Below are 24206 nucleotides of genomic sequence, written 5' to 3' on the forward strand. Positions count from 1 at the left end.
GGTTCGGTCGTTGCGTATCAGGTAGTACGGCTCGGGGCTGAATACCGGCCCATGTCGGACCGTGGCGTCACACTCTTGGCATGGAGATCACATCGGCCGTCGGGGCGATTCTCGGTGCCTTCGGGCTGTCCGGGGCGGCGGGGCTCAATGCCTGGTTGCCGCTGCTGGTGGTGGGAGTGGCCGATCGGGCCGGATGGATCGATCTGGGCAGTTCGTACGGGTGGCTGTCGTCGACTCCGGTATTGATCGGGATCGGGCTGGTATTCCTGCTCGATCTTGTCGGGGACAAGATTCCCGCATTGGATTCGGCGCTGCACGCTATCGGGACACTGGTGGCTCCGACGTCCGGGGCGATTCTCTTCACGGCTGAGAGCAGTCTGTCCTCGCATCTGTCGCCTGCCGTCGCCGCTGTTCTCGGCGCTGTCACCGCGGGCAGTGTGCACGTGGGGAGGTCGGTGGCCCGGCCGTTTGTCACGGGCACCACTGCGGGGCTGGGGAATCCGGTGGTTTCCAGCGCCGAGGACGGGACCTCGCTGGTGCTGACGATCCTGGCGCTGGTGGTACCGGTGGTGGCATTCATCGCGGTGCTGATACTGCTGATCGGGCTGGGCTGGTTGGCATTTCGGGCGGCTCGATGGCTACGCGGCAGGCGAGCGCGGCGGGCGGCGGAGCCGACGCTGTAGTTCACAGCAGACTGGCACTGCCGACGAGTAGATTCGAGCCGAAGCCCTCCACAACGCCACAGCACAATGAGGTGAGGAGTACGGATGGTCGAAGCTTGGAGCGGCCAGAGCGGGCGTGGGCCGTTCGATGTCATATTCGACGGCAATGTCTACCGGAACCGCTGGCGGGTGGAGGCGAGTCACTGCCCCGGCGATGTGGAATCCGCTCCGGAGGGGAATCCGTGGCGCTTCCTGCGGGAGGCGACGGCGGACGAGAGGGAGACGATCGGCAACCCGACGTCATGCGAGCCGGAAAAGTCGTCGGGCTGACCGATGGTCAAATGCTCAGGCTTGCTGGGTAATCCAGTCTAGGTGGTCGTGGTGCCCGACCAGCCGAAGCTGAAGCTGTGGCCCTTCGAATTGCACCCGATCGCGCCGCGTCCGCCGCCGTAGCATGTGGCGCCCGCATAGGTGATGGTCGAGCTGATCTCGGTGTTCGGGAGGGACCTGGCATCGGAGCGACCGTACGGGCCGAACACGCCGAAGGTCGGGTGCGCGGGCAGGAATGCCACGTCGATGGCGAGATCCGTCACCGGAATCACGTTCAGCCACTTGGCGATACCGGATTGGATGTCACAGCCCGCGGTGCCATCCGGCTTGATCGAGCACTGTGCGTAACCCACATTGAAGTAGACGGTGTCACCGATCAGATAATCGTTCGGATTCACCGCATCGGCATTGGCGGTGCCCGTACCAACCATCGAAATCGCTGCTGCTGCCACGGCCATACCTGCGAAGACACGCATTTTCATTCGTTTCTCCCTTCGATGTTCTGTCCCGACCAATCTTGGACATTACCCGCAGCGGTGCAGATCGGTGATGGGGATTGCCGACACGGTGTTACGCGCGCGGGTCCGCATCCGATAGGCAGGTATAGCACCGCTATTCGTGGTGCCGACTGCGTATCGGATCCGAATCACGGTGTGCCGGTTGCGATCAGAGATGGAGAGACTGATGACAGCTCTGAAAACCACTGCCGCGGCGTTGCTCGCGGTCGGCACGCTGGCACTGGCGGGATGCGGTTCCGGCAGCACCGGCGCCGGACCGTCGATCGGCACCGCACCCGGGACCACCACCGCGCCGACCACCGCAACCGACGGCGGCGCCCCGAGCGCCATCACCTCCGCGAGCACCCCCGCCGGCCTCGGACTCTGCCGCACCGCCGATCTGAAACTGTCCAAAGGCCGATCCGACGGCACAGCGGGTAGCACGTACACCCCACTCATCTTCACGAACGCCGGCCCGAAGCCCTGCACCGTGACCGGATTCCCCGGCGTCTCGCTCGCCGACAGCAGTACCGGCGACCCGATCGGAGCCCCCGCCGACCGAGACAAACCGAAGCCGACCATCACCCTGGGAGTCAACGAGCAGGCCTCAGCCCTACTCCGCATCACCGACGCCGGAAACTACGGCGACAGATGCCGGCCGGTCACCGCCGCAGGCCTGCGAATCTACCCGCCGGACAACACAGAATCGATCTTCCTGCCCGCGCAGATCAGTGCGTGCGCCAACACCGACGTCCATCTACTGGAGATCTCGTCGCTCGTGCCCGGTGCGACAGGGAGTTGATCAAAAACCTCTGACACGAACCTATGCACGCCTCTTCTACCCAGGTCGCGGGTGTATGTGATCCCGATCAACAATCCCTAACAGTTACTGTTCAGCTACAGATAAGTGGGTAGTCCCCGAGCAATTCCGAACCGTTTCCACAGGAGGATCGATGAAGCAGCGTGTAGCGATACTGACCGCAGCGGTGGGCACCGTCCTCGCGGCGCCGATGTTGATGACCGCGACCGCGAATGCCGATGTGTGGCAACCGGTGCCGGGTATTTCGATTCCGCTGCCCGACGGCGTGTTCCGGGGGCTGCCCGGCGTCATCGCCACCCCGCCTCCCGGACCCTCGCACACCGAGGGCGAATCCTGTGAGGGCGACGGTCACTGGGTGCATCTCGACGGCGGCAATGCCGCCCACTACGGCACCGATTGGCTGTGCGCCCACATGTGACACCGTCCGGGTCCGGCCGGCGGGCGGGTCGGGGGCGCCGGCCGGCCGGGATCCACAGCATGATGGTGGGATGGTTGAGCGGGTGAGCGCATGCGCGCATTGGTGACATTGATCGTTCTGCTGGGGATCGGGGCGGTGATCGGCGACCGGGTGGCAGTCGTGATGGCGCAGAACGAGATCGGGCGCAAGATCGCCGCCGACTACAGCCTGCCGCAGCAACCGAGGGTCACGATCGGCGGTATTCCGTTCCTGACCCAGGCCGCCGACGGCAAGTATCACGACATCGGCATTCGGGTCGGCGACTGGAGCGAGCAGAATCTCACGGTTCACGATCTCGACGTCCAACTGACCGATGTGTCGGCGCCGCTGGCCGACCTGGTCCACAATCGCACCTCGAACCTCGTCGCGGCCACCGCGACGGCGACCGCGGTGGTCCCCTACGACGCCGTGAAGGGATTCGCGCCGTCGGGCGTGGAGTCGATCTCGAACAGTCCGGACGGGCTGCGAGTGACGGGGACCTTCTCGGTAGAGGGGCTTTCAGTGCCGGGGACCGTTGTCGTGACCGTCGCACCGACGGCCGACGGTATCGAGGTCACTCCGGTCTCGGTCCAGGCCGCGGCGGGCGGACCCGCGATTCCGCTGGCACTGCTGCGCCAAACCCTCGCCTTCACCGTGCCGCTGCAGCGGCTGCCGCTCGGTGCGCGGTTGACGGCGATCCAGCCGGGCCCCGACGGCCTGCATGTGACCGCCGCCGCGCAGAACGTGCACTTCTCCGACCTGCAGTGAGCCGGGGGGGCGACTCAGACGATTCCAGCTTCCCCCGCTCTGTCGGCCCGCACCGCTAGGCTCGTCGAACAGACTGGCGAAAAGGCAGGGGCCACTGTGACGAGTAGTGAGCGGACGAGCGAGCGTGAGGCGATCTCCTTCGGGTTGGAGGATATCGACGAGGTGCTGGCCGCGATGGCCGGTGAGCAGGCCGTCGATCGGCCGCGCGAGGGCGAGCTCATCACCTGCCGGCTCGGGCTGGACGGGGAGCCGCCGGAGACGCTCACCCTGCTCGGCGCGCGGTTCGGGGTATCGCGGGATCGGGCGCGGCAGCTGTACACCCGGGCGGTCGGGAATATGGTGCGGCAGGCGCAGAATACGGGCGTGCACGATCTCGGGGTGTTCACCGAGCGGTATCCGGTCGGCTGGAGCGATGAGCGGCTGGTCCGCACACTGCTCGCCGAAACGTATGCCACCGACAGCGATATCGCCGCACAGGACCGCGCGTATCTGAAGCTGCGGCTGGCGGGGCACGATCTGCAGGAATCGAAACGGCTGGCGGGCTTCGTATTCCAGCGCATCGCGGGCTGGCAGCAGAAGGGGCGCTGGCATCTGCTGCCGTCGCAGCAGGCGGACGAAGTGCCCGCGGGCGTCTGGAATCCCTGGCTGCACCGGGTCGAATGGGGTGACGGGACGCCTGCTGAGCTGCCCGCCGCACCGGCCCGCACGCTCGATCTCGGTGATGACGGACGGGGATTCGTGTACTCCGAAAAGCTCGGCCGGGAAACAACTTTCGATACCGGACTGCAGGCGCGGCTGTTTCGGCTGCTGGACGGGAGCGAGCGGGTCGAGACCTTTCAGGAGTACCCGGTCGAGATCGGCTACGAGATCGACGGCGGTGAACGACTGCACTACCCGACCGCCGCCGTCCGCTTCACCGATGGCCGAGTGGTGCTCATCGATGTGATACCACTGGGCCACACCGCCTTTCACGTCAATCGCGTGAAGTCCACCGCCGGGCGCGCGTATGCCCACGCACACGGATGGGGATGGCTGGTGTGGACCGGAACCGACTGGGGCGTCACCGACCTCGCACAGCACAGCGTCGCGGCGCGGCACGAGAACATGCTGCGGAACCGGCTGGCCGAAGGGCCGGTCGACTGGACGGAGCTACGCCGGTATCGCGACGACACCGGCATTCAGCTGCTGGACCTCGCCGCCATGGTGCTGCGGCACCAATGGCGCTGGGACCGTGGGCCGTTCCGGCTCAGCCGCTAGCACGCGCTGCGTCCGGCCCGCACCGCCGGGACCAGTTCCTCGTCATCCCTGCGCGTTTCGGCCGGGATCCAACTGTGGATCCCGGCCGAAGGCGTGCTGGGATGCCGAGGGGCCCACGCCAGGGCGCGGGGCATGGGTTGCGGTGAGCTATTTGATCAGCAGGCCCGCACCGATGAAGGCGACGATGATCAGCAGGGCGAACCAGGAGATGAGCTGCCAGTGCGCCAGCGCTGTCTTCTGAGCTGCCACGGTGATTCGGAGGGTGGCGTCGACTCGCGCGTGATCGGCGAGGCGGCGGCGGACCTGGGCCAGATCGTCGGCCTGCTGCTGGGCCGAGACCTCGGCGCGCTCGAGGCGGCCGGTCAATCTCAGCATCTGCTTGGTCTTGTCGCGGGTGGCCTTGCGGGCCAGGGCCAGTGCGGTGCGCTGGTTCATGATTTCCTGGCGCTGGCGCGCGATGACCGTGGCCTGTGTGCGCGTGTGCCGTTCCCAGTCCGTCACCATCGCCCAACCTCCCGTGTGCTCGTCGCGGAAGCCGTACGCGAGCTCCTGCGCGACCCATCCCGTGATGAAATCCCGTAATTCACAGGCGGTTTGGCTGGGTGACACCACCCCACCGGGGCCCGCGGCCAGCAGGCCGCCCAGCGCACGATAGTCGCAGGAGGCCGGGGCGAAGTCGTCGAGGCCCAGCGCGGGCAGCTGTGAGGTCCAGAATCCGGGCGGTGTGATCCACAGCACTTCACTACAGCCGCCGGTGCGCAGCGCCGCGGTGAGCTGCTTCGCGCGCACCAAATCCGGTGGCGTAGTGGATACCTCGATGGCACAGACACGATCGTCCATGCGCCACAGCAGATCTGGGGTCAGTGTTCCGATCGGAGCATCGACCTGCACATTCTCCACGCCGGCGGCCAGCAGCCGGGCGCGTAGCCAGAACTTCAGCCGCTGTTCGTCCCATCGGCAGTCCGGGCAGCCGGGTTCCCGGCAGCGGTCCGCCGGCCGATGCCCGCGCGAATCCGTCACCGCTGATTTCTGATTCGGTTCCGGATCGGCGAGAGCCACCGATTGCCCGCGCGGAACTTCCACTCGCCTCGTGCTCACACGATCACCGCCCCAGCCACTTCTCCATGGGCCGCTTCCGATGTACCCGGAAACCACCGGCCCACGCCGTACCTTCCAGAGTGCCGCAGTGCACAGCCCCCTCGGCAGGAAAGCGGCAAGATTCGTTATCCAACCGCGAGCGGTACGTAATGAAGTGCCGCGCGGATTGTTACCCGTGCCCGGGATGCCGGACTGCTTTGCCGCCGCTACTCTTTCGGGATGTTCCCCCCGCAGACCACGAACCCGCTGCTCCGCGCGGCGCGCGCGGCGAATTCGGTGGCGTTCGCGCTGCAGGGATTCTTCCTGGCCGTCGTGCTGACCGAACTGCCGCAGCAGCGTGACAAGTTCGGCCTCACCGATACCTTGATCGTGGCGGCTGTGGCGCTTCTCTCACTGCTCGCGGGCGTCGGCAGCATCACCGCCGAGAAGATCGCACTGCACTTTTCCAGCCGGACCGCACTGCGCATCGGCCTGCTGCTCATTGCCGCGGCGGGGGTCGGAGTCGCGTTCTCCCCGAACAAGATCGTGCTGTTCGTGACGCTGGGCGTGTACGGCCTGGCGGTCGGCATCGTCGATGCGGGCACGAATATGCAGGCGGTATTCATTCAACACGGCTATGGCCGGTTCGTGCTGTCCTCGTTCTATGCGGCGTGGAGTGCCGGGTCGATCAGCGGTGCGCTGTTCGTCGCGGCCTTCGAGGGTTTGCATGTATCCCTGCGTATCTCGATCCTGACGGCCGTGCTGGTGGTGCTGGCCGGGGCGCTACTCGCGGGGCCGCGCCTGCTCGGCACCCAGGAAGCCGAGGCCGGGCCCGCCGAACCGGAGCCTGTCGGCACGGTGCCGGTGCGCATCTTCCTGGCCTTCGGTGTGATCGTGGCGCTCGCCTTCGCCATCGACTTCGCGGTCGGCAACTGGTCGGCGCTGTACCTGACCGATGTGCTGCTGTCCTCCTCCGCTACCGCCGCCCTGGCGCTGGCCGCGTATCAGGGAGCATCGCTGGTCGGCCGCCTCACCGGTGATCTGTGGGTACGGCGGTTCGGACCGCGCGCGGTGGTGCGCGGTGCGGCAGTGGTCGGTTCGATCGGCTTGCTTGTGGTTGTCACCGCGCCCGCCCCGATTGCCGCCATTGCCGGATTCCTGGTCGCCGGTATCGGGCTGCCGCTGATCGTGCCGCTCTGCTTCAGCGAGGCCGGGCAGCTCACCAGCGGACGCGGCCTGGACGCACTCATCGCCCGGCTCAACCTTTTCAATTACGGCGGCACCATCGTCGGCGGCGTGGTGGTCGGCGTGATCGCGGACGCCTCGAATCTGCGCGCCGGATTCGCGGTGCCGCTGATTTTCGCGGTGGTGCTGATCGGCTGCGCGCGGGCCTTCCACACCCGTGCGGGAGCGGCAGAGGTCACAGCGCAACCGGTGACCGGTCATGTTTCACTGGACGGGTGAGCAACTCCCCAGTCACCGTCGCGCGGGCGGTACCCGCGGATGCGGTAGCGCTGGGTGACGTCGCGGCGGTCACCTTTCCGCTGGCCTGCCCGCCGGAATCCACACCCGCCGATATCGCCGCTTTCATCGACGACGTGCTCTCCCCCGCGTGATTCGGCGAATACCTCGCAGACCCGGATCGCACCGTGCTCAAGGCGGTTTCCGATGCGCGGATCGTCGGCTACTCCCTGCTCCACACGGCGGAGCCCGCCGATCCGAATGTCGCGGCCCTGATCGATCTGCGGCCGGTCACCGAGATCAGCAAGATGTATGTGCTGCCCGGGCACCACGGCAATGGCGTCTCCGGGGCGCTCATGGGTTCCGCGCTCGACCACGCCCGTGCGGCCGGGCGCGCGGGCGTATGGCTGGGCGTGAATCAGCAGAATGCGCGGGCCCAGCGCTTCTACCGCAAACACGGATTCGAGATCGCGGGCGCCAAGACCTTCACCGTCGGCTCCCGGCTGCACCACGATTACGTCATGCAGCGGGCGTTCTGAGCTGTCAGGTCAGGCGGGGTTGGCGCTCGCATAGCGGGCGAGACCGGCGGCGAAGGATTCGAACATCGGCTGGAAAACTGTTCGTACCAGACGGGATTCGATAGGCCGCAAGGCCGCGGCGGGATCCAGGTGGACCTGCCAGATCAGCTTGCACCGATCGGCGCCCACCGGCTCGAAGGTGATGTCCTCGATCATCCTGTGTGCCAGGGGAATCGACATGGCATCGGTGGAGAAGGCGAATCTGACACCGGGCTCCCACGCCAGGAAGCGCTCACGGACGGTGATCCAGCGCAGGTGGATGTCACGCACCGTCGCGGCATCGTGCGGGGCTGTGCCGTACCAGGTGGTGGCCCGATAGCCCTCCGCCCAATCCCGCTGGCCTTCACCGGCGGCCAGGACCGCGAAGGTGCGTTCCGCAGATGCCGAGACCAGGCGTTCGCTGTGCAGGTGGTGACGCATTGCCGGGATATCGCCGACGTAGCTGGGCCGTAGGGCGTACATGATTACCTGGCCCCCACCAGATTTCGCGTCACCCGAATGGTGGCGCGGCGCGGGAGCACTCGCGGCAGCCGGGACGACCAGCGGTTCGCGCAGCCGGAGACCACACTCGGCGGGCGCCGGCGCTGATCCAGTGCGCGCATGGCGGTCTCGACGACCTGGGACGTGGTTTGGCGCTTGCCCACGCTCGCGGATTCGCCTGCCACATCGAAGAATTCGGTATCGGTCGCGCCGGGGCACAGTGCCAGGGCATCGACTCCGCTGCCTTCGAGTTCACCCCACAGCGCCTCGGTGAACGAGAGGACAAACGCCTTGGTCGCACCGTAGACGGCCATGAAAGGGATGGGCTGGAATGCCGCTGTCGAGGCGATATTCACGACGGCTCCCCGGCCGCGCGACACCATGCCCGGCACCAAGGCTCGCGTAAGAGCCACTACCGCAGCCACATTGACCGCTATCTCGTTGTTCATCCGGGTGGCGTCCTGCTCGGAGAATGTGCCGTGGGTGGCGAAACCGGCATTGTTCACCAGCACATCGATGGGTGTGCCCGAGGCGGCGAGGGTCTGGGCGAGGCGATCCACCTCCGAGGGCAGCGACAGGTCGGCGCTCACCACCTGGACCCGGACGCCGTACTCGCCCTCGATGCGGGTGGCCAGTTCACGCAGTCGATCCTCTCGCCTGGCGACGAGCACCAGATTGCACTGCCGCTGCGCGAGCACGGTGGCGAATTCGGCGCCGATTCCGCTGCTCGCACCCGTGATTAACGCCGTCGAACCGTTCCATTGATCCATGATCATCTCCTGAAGGTGAACAGGTGTTCAGTGAGTTAAACTTAACACCTGTTCAGTGATTGCTGTCAAGGAGGTTCGATGAGTACTGCGCGACCACGGCGGGTGCGCGGCGAAGGCGAGCAACTGCGCGGCGAGCTGGTCACGGCCGCCATCGACCTACTGCTGGAGCCACAGGCGGTGCCCGCGCCGTCGCTGCGGGCCATTGCTCGCGCCAGCGGGGTCGCACCGAGTGCGGTGTACATGCACTTCCCCTCGCAGGAGGCGTTGATGTACGCCGTCACCGAGGAGCTGTTCGGGCGCCTTCGCACCGCGTTGGATGCCGGTGAGACAGCCGAGGGCACACCCGAGACACGGCTGCGATCGCTGATCGGCGCGTATCTCCAGTGGTCCCGGGACTACCCGGGCGCGTACCAGCTGCTCTTCGAACGGCCCGATCCCGCAATCGATTCCGGCGGCGGGCCGGGCCTGGATCTGCTCGACCGGCTCGCCGAGCTACTCCAGGTCGCGGGCGCCGGCGCCGATCGCACACTGTCGCTACGGATCTGGAGCGTCCTGCACGGCATCGCCTCGCTCCGGATCCACAAGCCCACCGCCCCTTGGACATCCGCGCCCGAGGACGAGGCGTGGGCGATCATCCGGGCGCTCGGCGAACTGCCGTAGACAACCGCGGCAGAGCAGCCCTCCAGCGACTATTCGCGGCCGCCGGTCAACAGCTGGACGATGGCGCGGACGAACCCTTCCAATCGCTGCTTGGGATATTCGTCCGGCTCACTGACCGCGAGCCCGCCGAGCATCTCGGCGACGGTGAGCAGGGAGTTGGTGAGCAGGCCGGAATCGACCGTGGCCCAGCGTGGATCGAGGGCCGCGCCCATGCGGACCAGCGCCTCGGCCTGTTCGAAGATGCCGGTGCGGGAACTGCGCAGTGCCGCACGGTATTCCGCGGGCGCACTGCCGGGGCTCGCGAGGATCAGACGCCAGCGCGTCGGATTGGCAAGCACCACACCGACAAACGCCTCGACTGCCGAGGAGGCCGCCACCACCGGATCCGCGCCGAGCAGATCGGTCGGCAGGGTGGTCACCACCTGCTCGAGCGCCAGTTCACGCTCACGCTCGAGCAGTGCCTCGACCAGATCGGCACGGGTCTTGAACACGGTGTACAGCACCGGTTTTCCCACGCCCGCCGCCTGCGCGACCGCCTCCATGCTGAGTTCGTGCAGCTCCACCCGCGTCAGGACCTCGAAGGCGGCGTCGAGCAACTGCACCCGGCGCTGCTCGGGTGGCAGGCGCGGGGCATAGCGACGTCGCGGCCGTTCGGTCGCCGTTCCCGATTCCGTCACTGCTGCCACACCTCCACGACTGGCCTTCCCGAGGAAATCCTACGCGACCGTTGTATTACCCGCGACCAATTGCTACGGTGGCGTTGTATTCGCCGCTGAGGCGGGCAGCGCACAAGGGAGTGAACCGATGGGCTTCGATCCGACCACCCTTCGCCGGGACGACTACGGGTTCTTCGGGCCCGACTCCCCGAGCTGGAAGATCTGGACCGCGCCGACCGCGGTCATCGGCTTCCAGCGCGCGGTCGTCCTCGAGCATTTCGACCCGTTCCTGACTGCGGCGGTGGCCGATACCCGCCGCATCTACACCAACCCCCGGCAGCGGCTCGACCACACCTTCGCGTACTTCCTGCTGGTCGCGATCGGCGACGGGCGCACCGCCATCCAGGCCTCCGAGCACCTCATGCAGATCCACGCCCCGATGACCGGCATCGAACCCATCACCGGGAAGCGCTACGCCGCCAACAGCCCGGAAACGCAGCTGTGGATCCACATCACCGGCTGGCACTCGGTACTCAAGGCGTACGAGGTGTACGGGCCCGGACCGCTCAGCCCGGAGGACGAGCTGCGCTACTGGGAAGAGTGCGCGATCGCGGCGGAGCTGCAGACCTGCAAACCCGAGGACGTGCCGCGCACTCGCGAGGGCATCCGCGCCTACTTCGAGCAGGTGAAACCGCGCCTGTGCAGCTCGGTCCGCGCCGAAGAGGGTATGCACCAGCTGCTGCGCACCTCACCGCGCAATGGGGCGGGCATCATCTACGCGCTCGGCAGCATCGCGCTCTCGCTGACCACCTCCGCGCTCACGCCGATGTGGATGCGAAAGCTGGGGCGCTACAACGTGCCTCGCATCTCCGACCCGCTGGTGAAGCTGCCCGCGAAGATCATCGTGTGGCTGTTCACGCTGTTCGGATCGTTCGGGCTGCTCACGGCCGCGCCGTCCATCGCGCCGATGGCGGGGCAGATTCTGAAGCAGCACCTGTCGAAGGAACTGCCTACCACATTGGAGACGATCACGCCGGCGCAGGCGCGGGAGCGATACAGCTTGCGCGGCAAGCAGAATCAGGTCGCAGAGGCCAGCTGATCGGGATGCGGATCCCGGCCACCGGGATGACGAGGGGCAGGACCGGGACGCCGAGGGTTCTGGCTCAGGGTTCCGAGGGTTCGGGCCCGGAGTTGCGAGGGTTCGGGCCCGGAGTTGCGAGGGTTCGGGCCCGGGGTTACGAGGGTTCGGGCCCGGGGTTACGAGAGTTCGGGCCCGGGGTTACGAGAGTTCGGGAATCGGAATTCCGGTATAGCAGTGGGCCAGGCTGGAATGTGTTTCCGGCCTGGCCTTTTCGGGTATCGCGCGCTGATATCTGCTGTCAGACGAGCAGTTTCGCCTTGAGGGTGGCGATATCGGTGGCGGTGAGGCCGAGGCCGGTGCTGACGTAGTTGGCGAAGCTGCCGTAGGTGGTATTCGCCTGGGAGAAGGCCGTTTCCAGCTCCGACGCGGTCACACCGTTCAGGGTGTCGCCGGATTGGGCGCCGCGGTAGTAGTTCGACAGCATGAAGTCGTACACCACGGTGTCATGGTCGACGCCCAGGATCGTCAGCAGCACAGCGGAAGTCCAGCCGGTGCGATCCTTGCCCGCCGTGCAGTGGTACAGCACCGCGCCCGGGTTGGTTTCGATATCACGCAGTACCGCGGCGAAACCCGCGTTCGCGCCCGGCGCGGTGATGAACGCCTGGTACAGGGCGCCGCCACCCGAGCCCGTGGACAGCCCCACCAGCGGCGAGGCCTGGCCGATGATGTCATTGTGGTACTCGGTGGCCCCGGCCGGAACCTTGTCCGCGCCCGAGAGCGACTGCTCGGCGCTGGTGCGCAGGTCGTGGACCGACTTCACATTCCGCGCAACCAGATTGGCCAGATCGGTATCGCTGGCGCCGTTCAGCGCGGCGGTGCGGTACACCAGACCGGGCCGGACGGTGTGGCCGTCGGTGGTCCGGTAGCCGCCCGCGTCACGTGCGTTCTGCACACCCGACAGGTTCAGGTTCCGGTCGGTGATGCTCAGCACGACGCTGCCGGTCGGGATCGGCGGCTGGACCGACGACGAGGACGAGCCGGAGGACGAACCCGAGCCCGCGGAGCCGGTATCCGCCAGCGCCGCGGCGGGCATCGAGCCGATCGACAGCGCGGAAGCCAGCAATAGCGAGGCGCCTAGCAGGCGGGGGCGAATCATAGGTGGTTCCCTTTCGTGGAGACCCGGCATGCCGCCGGTCGGCCACACAGTACGCAAAGCAAATGCTTGTTCGTTCACGTTGCGCACAAGACAGATGAACACCGCGGAAACACCTCGAACACCAGGACCGGGCCTATACAAAAGGCCGGGCCGGAAGTATGCTTCCGGCCCGGCCTTTCGATATTCACACGGTGAAAGCTGTTGTCAGGACAGCAGTTTCGCCTTCAGCTTCGAGACATCCGCGTCGGTGAGCTTCAGGCCCTCGTGCACGTAGTTGTCGAAGCTGCCGTAGCTCTGGTCGACCTGATCGAACGCCGCCGCCAGCGCCGAGGCGGTGACGCCGTTGAGCATGTCGCCGTCCTTGGCACCGCGGTAGTAGTTCGACAGCAGGTAGTCGTACTGCACGGTGTCGTGATCGACGCCCAGAATGGTCAGCAGCACAGCCGAAGTCCAGCCGGTGCGATCCTTGCCCGCGCTGCAGTGGAACAGCACGGCGCCATCGTTGTAGGCGATATCGCGCAGGACGTCCGCGAAGCCCTGGCTCGCGCCCGGTGCGGTGATGAACGCGCGGTACAGGTCCGTGCCCGCCATCAGCGTGGACGCCATGACCTGCGGCGGAGCCTGGCCGATAATGTCGTTGTGGTACTCGGTGGCGCCGGCCGGAACCTTGTCCACGCCCATGAACTGCTGCTCATAGCTGGTGCGCAGATCGTGCACGGCCTTCACATCGCGACCCGACAGATCGGCCAGATCGGCATCGGTGGCCTTGCTCAGATCGCCGGTGCGGTAGACCAGGCCGGTGCGCACCGTGTGCCCGTCGGTGGTCTTGTAACCGCCGGCGTCCCGGGCATTGACCACGCCCTGCAGGTTGAGCGAGCGGTCGGCCGTGTTCAGGACCACATTGCCGGTGGTCGCGGGCGGCTGCACCGCCGAGGGCGCGGGCTGGTCGGCCAGTGCCATGGCGGGCAGCGAGCCGAAGGACAGCGCGGAGGCCAGCACCAGCGACGCGCCGAGTAGACGAGGTCGGATCATACGAACTTCCCTTTCTCGAGCACCCGGCGCGCGGCCAGGGCAATTACGAAGTGGCTGCCGGGGTTTCGAACCGGGACAGCGCCAGCAGGCGCGAAATGGCACGCAGATACTTCTTGCGGTATCCGCCATCGAGCATTTCCTGCGAGAAAATCTGGTCCAACTTGGCTCCGGAAACGGTGACGGGAGTTCCCGCGTCGTAGAGCCGGTCGGCCAAGACCACAATACGCAAAGCGACCGCTTGGTCGGTCACGGTGTGCACATCGGAGATGAATACCGCCGACACGCCCTGAATCAGCGCGTTGTACTTGGACGGGTGCAGCGTGCTCAGATGCTTCAGCAGCGCATCGAAGTCATCGAGCGTGGAACCCGGTGTGGCAGCGGCCTTCTCTGCCAGATGCTCGGGCGCGGTCGGCTCCGGGGCGGGCGGCAGATCACGGTGCCGGTAATCCGGGCCGTCGACGCGAATGGGCTCGAACAGCGAACCCAGCTTCTTGATCTCGCGCATGAAATCGGAGGCGGCGAAACGCCCCTCGCCCAGCTGACCGGGCAAGGTATTCGACGTTGCGACAATCGACACACCGCGCGCGGTCAACTCCGCGAGCAGACGCGAAACCAGCATGGTGTCGCCCGGATCATCGAGTTCGAACTCGTCGATGCAGAGCACGCTATTGCCCGCGAGGCGCTCGACGGCATTGTTGAAGCCCAGTGCGCCGACCAGATTGGTCACCTCACCGAAGGTGCCGAAGGATTTCGGCCCCGGCACGCTGTGATAGATCGAGGCCAGCAGGTGGGTCTTGCCCACCCCGAAGCCGCCGTCCAGATACAGGCCGATGCCAGAGACCGGCTTCTTCTTGCCGAACAGGGGCTTCTTCGAAGCAGCCTGATGCAGCTTGGTGACCTGCGCGGCGAATTCCTCCGCTTTGCGCACGGCCGCGGCCTGCGACGGCTCCTTCGGATCCGGGATGTAGCTGGCGAAGCTCACCTCGTCGAAGGTCGGCGGGGGAACCATCTGCGCCACGAGCTGGTCTGCCGGAACCTCCGGATGGCGATCGACAAGGCGTTGTTGCACGGCGACAGCGTAGTTACGTGGTGGAATCGGTTCTCATGCAGCGTATGCCCAATGCGATCCAGCTCACAGAACTCAACCACGACGACCTGCTGGCGCTGTACGCGTACCCGGCCGGGCCCGCGGCGCCGTGGATTCGGGTCAACTTCGTCACCAGTATCGACGGGGCAGTCACCATCGACGGACGCTCCGGCGGCCTGGGGACGCCCGCCGATAAGAAGGTCTTCCAGATCCTGCGCGATCTGGCCGATGTGGTAGTGGTCGGCGCGGGCACCGCACGCTCGGAGAATTACGGTGCGGCACATACGGATTCACAGCTGCGCATGCGACTGCACCATCACGGGTTCGGCGGCGATCCGACGGGGGCGGCGCCGCGCATCGCGGTGGTGACCGCCTCCGCCGACCTCGATCCGACCAGCAGGCTGTTCACCGACACCGGTGCGCGGCCGATCATACTGACCACCGCCGCCGCGCCCGCCGACCGCAAGCAGGCGATCACCGGTGCGGGCGGCCAGGTGATCGAAGCAGGCGAGACCAGTGTCACCGCCGAAGGGCTGCGCAACGCCCTGGAGGAACTCGAGATGAGACGGGTTCTGTGCGAGGGCGGGCCCGCGCTCTTCGGTGATCTCATCGTCGCCCAGGCCGTCGACGAACTGTGCCTCACATTGTCTCCGATGCTGGTCGCGGGGACGGAGCGGCGAATCGCCGTGTCCCCCAATGCCATGCCCACGCCCATGACTTGCCGTCATCTGCTCTTCGACGACGACGGCACCATCCTGACTCGCTGGGTCGCCCATCACACCCTGTAGCTGAAACCGGACGCCGGACCTGGCAGGCTGTACCGCATGCGCTGGACTCGGGCCGCTCTGCTGGCGTCCACACTTTCGATCCTGGTGACCACCGGCTGTGGCGCCGGGCCCTCCGACCGGCCCGCCGTCGCCGTGGAACATCCCCACCAAGCGGGGGTCGCGGTGACCACCGCCTCGGGTCCACCCACGCCGCCCGCACCCGAACTGCCCAAGACCGATCTCGCGTGGCACGACTGCACCGCGCCCACCTTCAGCCTGCTGTCGCTGGGCACACCGCCGCAGGGTCTCATTCTCGACTGCGCCGAATTCAGCACCGAGGTCGATGCCGGCGGTGCGGTCGGCGGTAATTTCCGCACCGCGGCCATGCGCGCCCGCTACGACCGGACGCCGAAAGATGCCGTGCCGCTGGTGCTGACGTCGGGGTACGACCGGGCCTCCACCGCCACGCTGGCGGGTCTCGCGGCGAGTCCCGCCGGGGCGCTGCTGGCGGCGCGGCCCATCGTGGCCATCGATCGGCGCGGTATCGGCAGTTCGCAGCCGGTCAGCTGCCTGACCGACGATATTCGCAAGGCGATCACCGATCAGGGCCAATTCACGCGCGGCACAACCGATCCGGTCGATGCGGTGGCCAAGGCCAGTCAGGACGCCACCATCGCGTGCCTGGACTTCCTCTCCCCCGCGCAGGGCACCTTCGATGCCGCGCACGCCGCCGACGATATCGACCAGTTGCGCAAGGCCTGGCAGGTCGATCACATCGCGCTCATGGGCACCGGCAGCGGTGCGACGGTCGCGCTCAGCTATGCGCACAAGTACGGCGATCACCTCGGCCGGGTGGTGCTCGATTCACCGCAGGCGGTCGGTCTGGACGCCATCGGGCGCAGCGAACAGCAGGTGCGCGGGGCCGAGGCGGCACTGACCGGCTTCGCGCAACGCTGTGCGGCGCTGAACTGTTCGCTGGGCAGCGATCCGCATGCCGCCATCGTCACGCTGGTCAATCGGGCAGGCAATGGCGAATTCGGGGATCTGTCCGCGTCGGCGCTGGTCACTACGCTCAACGGCTTCCTCAGTGATCCGCGCACGCTGCAGAATTCGCAGCTGACCGAATTCGCCGATGCGCTGTCGGCTCTCGGGCGCGGGGATCGCGGACCCATTACGCCGATCGTGCTGCGCCAGACCGCGGCCGTCGACAATGACGGCGAATTCGTGAACCGCTGCAGTGACAATCTGCAACCCACCACCCCGGTCCGCGCCAAAGAGCTCGAGAGCCAGTGGGCGGGCAAGTACACGGTGTTCGGCAGGTTCGCCGCCATCGATCTGATGGATTGCTCGGCCTGGCCGAGCGCCAATGCGATCGCCATGCCGGACAAGTTCGATCGACCCGTGCTCGTGGTCGGCGGCGACGCCGATCCGGTCGCCGGAGTCGACAGCAGGCCCACCGTCACCGGTGTGCTCGGCGCGGCCGGGGCGCGCACCTCCACCGTGGAATGGCAGGGCTGGGGGCACCCGGCCTTCGCGCACTCCGGGTGTGTTCAGCAGGCTGTCACCGACTACCTGAAAGATGCGACGCTGCCCGACGACGGCACCGCCTGCCCGGCCTAGCTGGTTCTACTCGGCAACCACTCCGGAACGAGACGACCCGCCAACATTTGGCGGGGCCCGTCGCGGCGGGTCCGCGCAACCGTGACCGGGGTATTCGGTGTACCGTGCCCGAGTGTTCCTTCGCCAGCTCGAGCCCCGCACCGCTCGCACCACCGCCGAGGTCCTGAACTTCGCTCTGTGGCCGTTAGCGGTCCTGACCGTGCTGCATCGGGTCTTCATCAAGGCCGTCAATGTGACGATCACCGATGACTTCAAGCCCGTGTACAACGCTTCGCTGGCGTTCCTGAACCATCGGGCGATCTACGCCGAGAACTTCAACTCGACCGACCCGCACTACCTGTATCCGCCGAGCGGCACGCTCATGATCGCGCCGCTGGCGATCATCGATCCGGAGAAGTCCCGCTGGTGCTTCATCCTGATCAATGCGATCGCCATTCTGGTGGCCTGGTATCTGCTGCTGAAGCTGTTCAACTTCACGCTGAATTCGGTTGCCGCACCGGCGCTGCTGCTGGCCATGTTCATGTCGGAGACGGTGATCAACACACTGGTCTTCACGAACATCGACGGCTGTCTGCTGATGGCGATGGTCGCGTTCATCCACCTGCTGCTCAAACGCCGGGATCTGTGGGCCGGTGTGGCATTGGGATTGGCGATAGCGGTGAAGGGCCCACTGATCGCCCCGCTGCTGCTGATCCCGCTGGTGCGCGGGCAGTGGAAGGTGTTCATCACCGCGCTGGGCATCCCGGTGGTGCTCAACCTGCTCGCGTGGCCGCTGATCGTGGACTACGGGCGGTTCTGGAGCCATACGCTGCCGTACCTGGCCGAGTCCCGGGACTACTTCAACAGCGCGATCGTCGGCAATGCCATGTACTACGGCGTCGCGGAGTGGCTGACCTGGACTGTCCGCATCGTCCTCGGCGTGATGGTGCTGATCTCGCTGTGGTTGCTGTACCGGTACTACCGCGAGGACGAGGTCTTCTTCATCTGCACCGCCTCGGGCATTCTCTTCGGCGGCACCATGCTGCTCGGCTCGCTGGGGCAGATGTACTACTCGATGTTCCTGATCCCCATGATCATGACCGTGGTGCAACGCAATTCGGTGATGCGGAACTGGCCGGCGTGGGTGGCGGTATTCGGGTTCATGTCCTATGACAAGTGGCTTTCGGATCGCTGGCAGAGCATCGGGCGCGATCTGGAATACCTGCGCATCACCTTCGGGTGGGGGCTGCTGCTCATCGTCGCGTTCTGCGTGCTCGGCGACCGCTATCTGGCCGCGCGGCGCGAGGGACGGCTGGAGGTCGGCAAGACGCTCGATCCCGCGTGGATGCATCCCGAGCCGGCCCCGGCCGACCAGGCCAGCGTGCACAACGGGCATGCCCGGCACGCTGTTCCCGAGACCGTCACGACCTGACATCCGCGCAGGCGAGGTATTAGCGTGGAGCCATGAGTTCCGACGCTGATACCTCGCTACCGGCACCGCGCATTCAGCTCACACCGCAGGAGTGGCGGGCCAAGCTGAGCCCGGACGAATACCGCGTGCTGCGGGAGGCCGGCACCGAACGCGCGTACACCGGCGAATACACCGATACCGAAACCGACGGCATCTACGAGTGCCGGGCCTGCGGCGCCGAATTGTTCCGCAGCGGTGAGAAATTCCATTCGCACTGCGGGTGGCCGTCGTTCTTCGATCCGGCGAAGTCGGAGGCGGTCATCCTGCGCGCCGACGATTCGCTCGGCGCGCACCGCGTGGAAGTGCTGTGCGCCAACTGCCACAGCCATCTGGGCCACGTGTTCGAGGGCGAGGGTTACCCCACGCCCACGGACAAGCGGTACTGCATCAACTCCATCTCGCTGCGTTTGCACCCTGCTGGGGGCTCTACCAGCTGAGATGCTGGCGCTCGGTTGCTCGAAAGCGCCGTGTGAACGCTTTGCGAACGTTTTCACCCGGCGTCCGCGAAATCGACCACCGGTCGTTGCAGGCTCACGTACGCCTGCGTGGTGATTGCCGAATTCTCATCGTGGCCCAGGATCAGCCGCGCCGCCGCGATTCCATGAGCCTCCGCCACCCGTGTCGCGCGGGTGCTGCGCAGGGTCTTGAGCGTCGACCATGACAGCTCGGTGTCCTTGACGATCGAGTGCCATACGGTCGACAGTTTGTTGGTGCGCAGGATCTTTCCGGCCCGGCTCGGAAAGACCAGCGCCTGCCCCGGCGCCGCGGCGAGCTTCCGTTCGCGCAGCATTGCGAGGCACTCCGCGCCGACTTTGATTGTCCGCATGGAACCACGAGTCTTCGTGAACGGTTGCCGGAAGGCCACCGTCACCAGGGCCTGCTCGTCAAGCTCGCGCCAATCGCCGCGGACGACGATCTCGTGGGCAGCGAGCTCGTAATCGTCGATGACCTTGCGGACCTGCCACACTCGCAGCGAGCAATCGACAATCGTGCCGGCGATGGTCACCGTTGCAGCGGCGAAGTCGACATCGTCCCACCGCACCGCCACTGCTTCGCTGGGTCGCGCTGCCAGCGCGTATGCCAGCATCGTGTAGTCCCGGTACCGTTTCGGCCGTCGGTTGGCGGGATCGGCGAATCGCGCCGCCTCCAGCGCCCAGTACCGGCGCATCTCGTCGGGTGTCAGAGGCTGCGGCTCGTCCGGGAAGTACGGGTTGACCGCACCGGCCCATCCAGCCTTCCGTCGAGCCCCAACTCGCCCATGGATTTTCACCATGACAACAGGGTTGAAATCCAGCAACCCATCTTCTACCAGCATCTGGAACGTCATGCGCAGGAGCGCTTTGTGGACCGCTTGTTTCGTTGTGCTCCAGTTCAATTGCTCGAGATGGAGCCGAATGTGATAGGGCTTGACGTCGACGGCTTTCATGCGCCCGAGCGTCGAACCGACGATCACGAACTTGTCCGTCTTGGCTCGAACGCTCGTCGATCGCTCAATCTCGTTCCGGTATGACCGGCCATTCTGCGGCCGCTTCCCGGGGTGCGACTCGTACGAGGTGAGCCAGGCACGAGCTGCCTCGGCCTCGCCGAACTGCGCAAACATCAGTCAGAGGTCAAATTGCAAGCTCAGGCAATTCCTCACGGCACTGCGCCACGATCGCGCCACCGACGCGGCGACGTTGCCGCATCACACACACTCCACCCCGTCGCGGTAACCCGCCCATTGCGGCTGATGTTCTCACGCGATCTGGCGCGTAGCTCCGAAGTGGGGTGGGCGTCGGTTGAGGGAACTGATTCGGACTGGTGATCTCGCTGATCGCCCTGTCCGGATTGATGCAGTTGGCGGCGGGATTCGCGTATCGGAGCGCGGCGCCGCCAGTCCCTGACTCCGAAATGCTTTGCCTGGAACAGGCTTCCCGGCAAGCATTTCGTACGTCCTCACGACACGCGGGTGAACCCGGCGCAATCCTTATCTCAGACCCCGGAGACCGTGGTCCCCGAGATGCGGAACTCGTGGCTCATACCCGAACACACGGCATCGTTGCGGACCGAGACCGTACAGGTGGTGCCAGCGTAGAAGATGCTCGTCGTGTATTGGTTGACGCCGGGCACGATCGGAGGGTTGCCGCCCGGCTGGGTGTGACTGCCGTTGCTGTTCCACTGTGGATGGGCAGGCACGGCGTTGCTGTCGATGACAACGGCGGGCACGTACGGCACCGGCAGGGTTGTCCCCCACACGATCATCTGCATGACCGGTGCGGGCGAGGGGAGATCACAACCGACCGTGCCATCGGGGGTGATGGAACAGTTGTTGCCCGCGATGTTGAACCAGGCCACACCGTTGCCGTCCACGTACGGTGTCGGGTCGATGAGGTCGGCACCGGCCACACCGGTACACATTCCGGCGAGCAACCCTGCGCTGGCCAAGCCGACGAGCAGCGTAGATCGAGCTTTCATGTGCACATCTCCTGTGATGGACGTTCATGGCTGATCATCTGGTATTCGTATCGACACCGGTCACGGATCTTGTTACGAACGCAGAGTGCCGGAAAGCCGAATTCACGCGGTGGGCAATGTGTCTGTCTCGGGGTAGTCACCCGCGAGAGTGATTCGCGTGTAGACGTTGTCGAAGGGAGCGACATTGTCGAGGGTGACGGTGACGGCGTCGAGGCGTTCGTTGCCGGCCGAGCACGAAGGTTCGCAGGTGTTGAAGTGCTCGGTGCCCGAGGCGACCGCAGTGTTCTCGTCCCAGCGGGTCCAGGTGAGATTGTCGATCCAGATATCGGCGTTGGTGCCGCAGTGCAGCGATGAAAGCCGGACCGGCCGGATCTCGGGGGTAGCGTTGCAGCGGGCGATGACCGATGGAGGGGCGATGACCGGGGCCGGGAGGGTCGTGGACGGCGTCACGGTGGTTGGCACACCTGCCCGAACCGCAGTAGACGCGGCCGGCGGTGAGGTCGAAAGTGTCGCCGCACCAACGTAGTGGCGGTCGTTCCAGATGATGGCGAGGGTCGAAACCGATACCGCCACAACCACCATGACTGCGGCCGCGGCGAGAATCCGGTATCGCCGGCGTGGCGGATCAGGGGAGGATCTCTCCTGGACAATTGGCTTCTCCACCACTGCGGCAGGCGGCGCAGGCGTCCATCTCGGGAAGTGTGCCGGTTCCGAATCCGGCAGGGGCACAGGGGTTTCACGATCGGTGGTGGTGAGCGCCCGGCGCGCGGATTCGGCCAAGGCCGCGCAGTCGGTGTACCGATCCTGAGGATGTTTGGCCAATGCGGTCGCGATGACCATGTCGAGCCCAGCACCCAGTCCCGGTCGCAGCGCGCTGGGGCGAGGTGGGGGCGATCCGAGGTGCGCTGCCATCACCGCGGCCTGATTCGTGTTCGGGAAAGGAGTTCGGCCCGTGAGCAATTCGAACAATGTGCATCCGAGGGAGTAGACGTCGGATCGGTGATCGGCGAGGTCGCCGGCGAACCGTTCCGGAGCGGTGTAGGCGAAACTTGCCATGAGGCCGGAAGCGGTGCTGGTGGAGTCGAGGGTGCGGGCGATGCCGAAGTCGGCCACGACAGCACGCTCGGCGGTGCCGTCGGAGTCGAGAAGCAGGTTGGCGGGCTTCACGTCCCGGTGCACCACACCGCGCCGATGCGCATGGTCGAGACCGGCCGCGGCATCGGCGATCAGCGCTACGGCTCTGCCGGGTGCCAGCACGCCTTCGCGGGCGAGCAGGTTCGCGACATCGCCTCCCGCAACGTATTTCATCGACAACCAGAGCACCCCGTCCTCGACGCCGCGGTCGTAAACGGGCACGATATTGGGATGGTCGAGGTGCGTCACCACGGCGACTTCACGGTCGAAGCGATGCCGGATATCTCGGTCGGCGGCCTTCGCCTCGGCCAGAACCTTCAGTGCGACCGATCGATCGAGCCTCGGGTGCCGAGCCAGGAACACCACACCCATCCCACCGGCCCCGAGTCGCCGTTCGATCGTATAGCCGGCGAATACCGAGCCCTGCTGTAACTGCACCCCCGCCATACCCTTTCGGCTGAGCCGCCCACGCGGTACGTCCGTTTCTAGCACCGCGGCGCGATCGGTGCGAGCGATGCGGTCAAGTATGTCGATGCACCGAGGGCACTACTGTCACTTCACCGAATCCACAGGACGTTGCCACACGGGTGGGCGGGAGCAATTCCACGCGGTATGTATTGTGCCGGCCATGATTTCGCGGCCGACCTGGTCCGCGTCGAGTCTCGAGCGGACCTGCCTGTCTGTAGTCCGGAACCGCGGCTCGAGCCGATCCTGCGGTCCGGGTCGGCCCGCGCCGGCCGGTAAACAAGTGCCGGGCGCCAAGAATGATCACGGCGCCGACGATAGCTCGATATCAGGCTCGCGGTGGTGGCCAAACAGGCACGATCGGTCATACGAAAACCTGCGCCACCGCGGTGGTAAGCGCTCAAACTGTTGTGCACTGAGTCATGGGGTGTACGGAGGATGGCGATGGCGGGTCCCGCCGGTGGGTTGAGCGCGTCTTCGAATTCGGGGGTCGTACCGGCGAAGCGGTTATCGAAGGAGGAGAAGAGGGCCAGGGTTCTGGCAGTGACGGTCGAGTTGATCGAGTCCGGTGAGTTGCCGATCACGGTGGAGCTGAAGGTGGATCGGCTGATCGAGCTGGCCGGCGTGCCCCGTAGCTCAACTCGACGGGGCTGGACGAACGAGACGTTCTATCTCGATGTGATCCGTGCCCTTGTCGACCCGGAACGGATCAGGTCCGAGATCCTGGACGAGGAGAGCGTGCGCCGCGCGCAGGCTGTGCTCGTGGAGCATTCGGTGCTCATGGCCGATGAGGGGCGGCGGCGGGAAGTGCTGCGGGAGACGGTCCGCGAGGCGATCACGCACTACTTTCGGACCACTTATCGGTCCGTTGCGTGGCGCACCTACGCGGTGCTGACCGCGAGCATGCCATCGATGGGGAAGATACACATCCAGGACGACGCTCGTGAAATCCTCGTGGCCGCAGATGGACAAACTGCGGAGATCTTTGCTGGGTTCTACGCGATGATGCTGGGAATCCACGGATTTCGTTTCAAATCAGGCTATGACGCGAACATATTCGCCGAGACGGTGATGGGCCTGATCGGTGGGACCGCGATCCGATACACGCTGGGGCACCGCGAAACCGATCCGCTGCGGCTGGCAGGGATAGGCGGCACCACTACGGACTGGCACCCCGTAGCGGCGGGCTTCCTGGCGATCGTCGAGGGGATGACCGAACTCGATCCAGATTTCCGGCCCGAGGGATTCCCTGGACCCGAAACCGTCGGCTAGAGAAGCAGGTTGAGCCTCGCGTGCGCTACTGCGGTGCGTCGTAGGGGATTTCATAAGGGTCCGGCCGGTTTGTGACCGGAACCTCACGCGGACATGATTTGTGAGGCCGCGTACACTGTGAAGGATCACCAGATTCTGACAGAACTTCATGAGGTAACCCTCATGTTCGAACTCGTCGGACCAGGTGGCCCCGGAATTCTCGCGGATTCCCTACCCCACCACTCGGTACTTCTCTG

At 65.9% G+C, this 24206-nt stretch carries 25 protein-coding genes and 1 pseudogene; 15 read left to right on the forward strand and 11 right to left on the reverse strand.

All coding sequences use genetic code 11. The features are described 5' to 3' along the window. Nucleotides 1–80: 80 nt before the first annotated feature. Both OG716_RS18390 and OG716_RS18395 read left to right on the forward strand, forming a co-directional pair. Nucleotides 81–683, forward strand: coding sequence for a DUF4126 domain-containing protein (locus tag OG716_RS18390; RefSeq protein ID WP_355120883.1), 603 nt, complete (start codon nucleotides 81–83; stop codon nucleotides 681–683). Between the two features lie 84 nt (nucleotides 684–767). After that, the gene (locus tag OG716_RS18395; RefSeq protein ID WP_405138780.1) at nucleotides 768–992 is read left to right on the forward strand and encodes a hypothetical protein; all 225 of its coding nucleotides are present in this window, start codon (nucleotides 768–770) and stop codon (nucleotides 990–992) included. 38 nt (nucleotides 993–1030) lie between these two features. Here OG716_RS18395 and OG716_RS18400 read toward each other — a convergent pair whose 3' ends face one another. Then, entirely contained in the window at nucleotides 1031–1474 is a 444-nt protein-coding gene (locus OG716_RS18400; protein WP_405138781.1) for a hypothetical protein, read from the reverse strand. A 202-nt stretch (nucleotides 1475–1676) separates the two neighbouring features. On the opposite strand from OG716_RS18400, the gene OG716_RS18405 reads away from it, so the two are divergent. The 4 genes from OG716_RS18405 (at nucleotide 1677) to OG716_RS18420 (ending at nucleotide 4770) form a co-directional block, all read left to right on the forward strand. Then, nucleotides 1677–2291 carry a DUF4232 domain-containing protein gene (locus tag OG716_RS18405; RefSeq protein WP_405138782.1) on the forward strand — a complete coding sequence of 205 codons (615 nt, stop codon included), beginning with the start codon at nucleotides 1677–1679 and terminating at the stop codon, nucleotides 2289–2291. Nucleotides 2292–2442: 151 nt separating this feature from the next. Next, nucleotides 2443–2727: a hypothetical protein gene (locus tag OG716_RS18410; RefSeq protein WP_405138783.1), complete on the forward strand. Its 285-nt coding sequence runs from the start codon at nucleotides 2443–2445 to the stop codon at nucleotides 2725–2727. A 90-nt stretch (nucleotides 2728–2817) separates the two neighbouring features. Beyond that, on the forward strand, nucleotides 2818–3513 hold the full coding sequence (locus OG716_RS18415) for a DUF2993 domain-containing protein (protein WP_405138784.1): 696 nt from the start codon (nucleotides 2818–2820) through the stop codon (nucleotides 3511–3513). Nucleotides 3514–3609: 96 nt separating this feature from the next. Beyond that, complete coding sequence (locus OG716_RS18420) at nucleotides 3610–4770, forward strand: hypothetical protein (protein WP_405138785.1); 1161 nt, start codon at nucleotides 3610–3612, stop codon at nucleotides 4768–4770. Nucleotides 4771–4917: 147 nt separating this feature from the next. On the opposite strand, the gene OG716_RS18425 is transcribed toward OG716_RS18420, so the two are convergent. Next, a complete protein-coding gene (locus OG716_RS18425; RefSeq protein WP_405138786.1) occupies nucleotides 4918–5868 on the reverse strand; it encodes a hypothetical protein in 951 nt (316 codons plus the stop codon). 219 nt (nucleotides 5869–6087) lie between these two features. Between OG716_RS18425 and OG716_RS18430 the strand changes: the two genes are divergently transcribed. Together OG716_RS18430 and OG716_RS18435 are read left to right on the forward strand one after the other, a co-directional pair. Beyond that, nucleotides 6088–7311 (forward strand): MFS transporter, encoded by a 1224-nt coding sequence (locus OG716_RS18430; protein ID WP_405138787.1) that lies wholly within the window; start codon nucleotides 6088–6090, stop codon nucleotides 7309–7311. After that, a pseudogene (locus OG716_RS18435) lies at nucleotides 7308–7847 on the forward strand (GNAT family N-acetyltransferase). The gene OG716_RS18430 and the pseudogene OG716_RS18435 overlap by 4 nt, the downstream one beginning before the upstream one ends. A gap of 9 nt (nucleotides 7848–7856) precedes the next feature. Here OG716_RS18435 and OG716_RS18440 read toward each other — a convergent pair. Both OG716_RS18440 and OG716_RS18445 read right to left on the reverse strand, forming a co-directional pair. Then, entirely contained in the window at nucleotides 7857–8348 is a 492-nt protein-coding gene (locus OG716_RS18440; RefSeq protein ID WP_405138788.1) for an SRPBCC family protein, read from the reverse strand. A 2-nt stretch (nucleotides 8349–8350) separates the two neighbouring features. After that, on the reverse strand, nucleotides 8351–9136 hold the full coding sequence (locus tag OG716_RS18445) for an SDR family NAD(P)-dependent oxidoreductase (RefSeq protein ID WP_405138789.1): 786 nt from the start codon (nucleotides 9134–9136) through the stop codon (nucleotides 8351–8353). 78 nt (nucleotides 9137–9214) lie between these two features. On the opposite strand from OG716_RS18445, the gene OG716_RS18450 reads away from it, so the two are divergent. Next, a complete protein-coding gene (locus tag OG716_RS18450) occupies nucleotides 9215–9796 on the forward strand; it encodes a TetR/AcrR family transcriptional regulator (protein WP_405138790.1) in 582 nt (193 codons plus the stop codon). Nucleotides 9797–9825: 29 nt separating this feature from the next. Here OG716_RS18450 and OG716_RS18455 read toward each other — a convergent pair whose 3' ends face one another. Next, nucleotides 9826–10473 (reverse strand): TetR/AcrR family transcriptional regulator, encoded by a 648-nt coding sequence (locus tag OG716_RS18455; RefSeq protein WP_405138791.1) that lies wholly within the window; start codon nucleotides 10471–10473, stop codon nucleotides 9826–9828. A gap of 127 nt (nucleotides 10474–10600) precedes the next feature. Here OG716_RS18455 and OG716_RS18460 point away from each other — a divergent pair, with 127 nt between their 5' ends. After that, complete coding sequence (locus tag OG716_RS18460; RefSeq protein WP_405138792.1) at nucleotides 10601–11551, forward strand: oxygenase MpaB family protein; 951 nt, start codon at nucleotides 10601–10603, stop codon at nucleotides 11549–11551. Nucleotides 11552–11831: 280 nt separating this feature from the next. Here the strand turns inward: OG716_RS18460 and OG716_RS18465 are convergent, their stop codons facing one another. The 3 genes from OG716_RS18465 to zapE form a co-directional block, all read right to left on the reverse strand. Beyond that, nucleotides 11832–12689: a tyrosine-protein phosphatase gene (locus OG716_RS18465; RefSeq protein ID WP_405138793.1), complete on the reverse strand. Its 858-nt coding sequence runs from the start codon at nucleotides 12687–12689 to the stop codon at nucleotides 11832–11834. Nucleotides 12690–12893: 204 nt separating this feature from the next. Beyond that, nucleotides 12894–13721: a tyrosine-protein phosphatase gene (locus tag OG716_RS18470; protein ID WP_405138794.1), complete on the reverse strand. Its 828-nt coding sequence runs from the start codon at nucleotides 13719–13721 to the stop codon at nucleotides 12894–12896. A gap of 43 nt (nucleotides 13722–13764) precedes the next feature. Beyond that, nucleotides 13765–14790 (reverse strand): cell division protein ZapE, encoded by a 1026-nt coding sequence (gene zapE / locus OG716_RS18475; RefSeq protein ID WP_405138795.1) that lies wholly within the window; start codon nucleotides 14788–14790, stop codon nucleotides 13765–13767. Between the two features lie 35 nt (nucleotides 14791–14825). Between zapE and OG716_RS18480 the strand changes: the two genes are divergently transcribed. The 4 genes from OG716_RS18480 (at nucleotide 14826) to msrB (ending at nucleotide 19082) form a co-directional block, all read left to right on the forward strand. Continuing rightward, a complete protein-coding gene (locus OG716_RS18480) occupies nucleotides 14826–15596 on the forward strand; it encodes a pyrimidine reductase family protein (protein WP_405139740.1) in 771 nt (256 codons plus the stop codon). A 36-nt stretch (nucleotides 15597–15632) separates the two neighbouring features. Further along, on the forward strand, nucleotides 15633–17195 hold the full coding sequence (locus OG716_RS18485; RefSeq protein ID WP_405138796.1) for an alpha/beta fold hydrolase: 1563 nt from the start codon (nucleotides 15633–15635) through the stop codon (nucleotides 17193–17195). Between the two features lie 112 nt (nucleotides 17196–17307). Beyond that, on the forward strand, nucleotides 17308–18606 hold the full coding sequence (locus tag OG716_RS18490; RefSeq protein WP_405138797.1) for a glycosyltransferase family 87 protein: 1299 nt from the start codon (nucleotides 17308–17310) through the stop codon (nucleotides 18604–18606). Between the two features lie 32 nt (nucleotides 18607–18638). Then, entirely contained in the window at nucleotides 18639–19082 is a 444-nt protein-coding gene (msrB, locus tag OG716_RS18495) for a peptide-methionine (R)-S-oxide reductase MsrB (RefSeq protein WP_405138798.1), read from the forward strand. 53 nt (nucleotides 19083–19135) lie between these two features. Here the strand turns inward: msrB and xerC are convergent, their stop codons facing one another. The 3 genes from xerC to OG716_RS18510 all read right to left on the reverse strand — a co-directional run bounded on the left by xerC (nucleotide 19136) and on the right by OG716_RS18510 (nucleotide 22680). Next, a complete protein-coding gene (gene xerC, locus OG716_RS18500; protein WP_405138799.1) occupies nucleotides 19136–20071 on the reverse strand; it encodes a tyrosine recombinase XerC in 936 nt (311 codons plus the stop codon). A 545-nt stretch (nucleotides 20072–20616) separates the two neighbouring features. Beyond that, nucleotides 20617–21099, reverse strand: coding sequence for a hypothetical protein (locus OG716_RS18505; protein ID WP_405138800.1), 483 nt, complete (start codon nucleotides 21097–21099; stop codon nucleotides 20617–20619). A 102-nt stretch (nucleotides 21100–21201) separates the two neighbouring features. Beyond that, nucleotides 21202–22680 (reverse strand): serine/threonine-protein kinase, encoded by a 1479-nt coding sequence (locus tag OG716_RS18510; RefSeq protein ID WP_405138801.1) that lies wholly within the window; start codon nucleotides 22678–22680, stop codon nucleotides 21202–21204. Nucleotides 22681–23142: 462 nt separating this feature from the next. On the opposite strand from OG716_RS18510, the gene OG716_RS18515 reads away from it, so the two are divergent. Then, on the forward strand, nucleotides 23143–23970 hold the full coding sequence (locus OG716_RS18515; RefSeq protein WP_405138802.1) for a hypothetical protein: 828 nt from the start codon (nucleotides 23143–23145) through the stop codon (nucleotides 23968–23970). The last annotated feature ends 236 nt before the right edge of the window (nucleotides 23971–24206 follow it).

The organism is Nocardia sp. NBC_01388, assembly GCF_045040085.1.
Lineage (GTDB): Bacteria > Actinomycetota > Actinomycetes > Mycobacteriales > Mycobacteriaceae > Nocardia.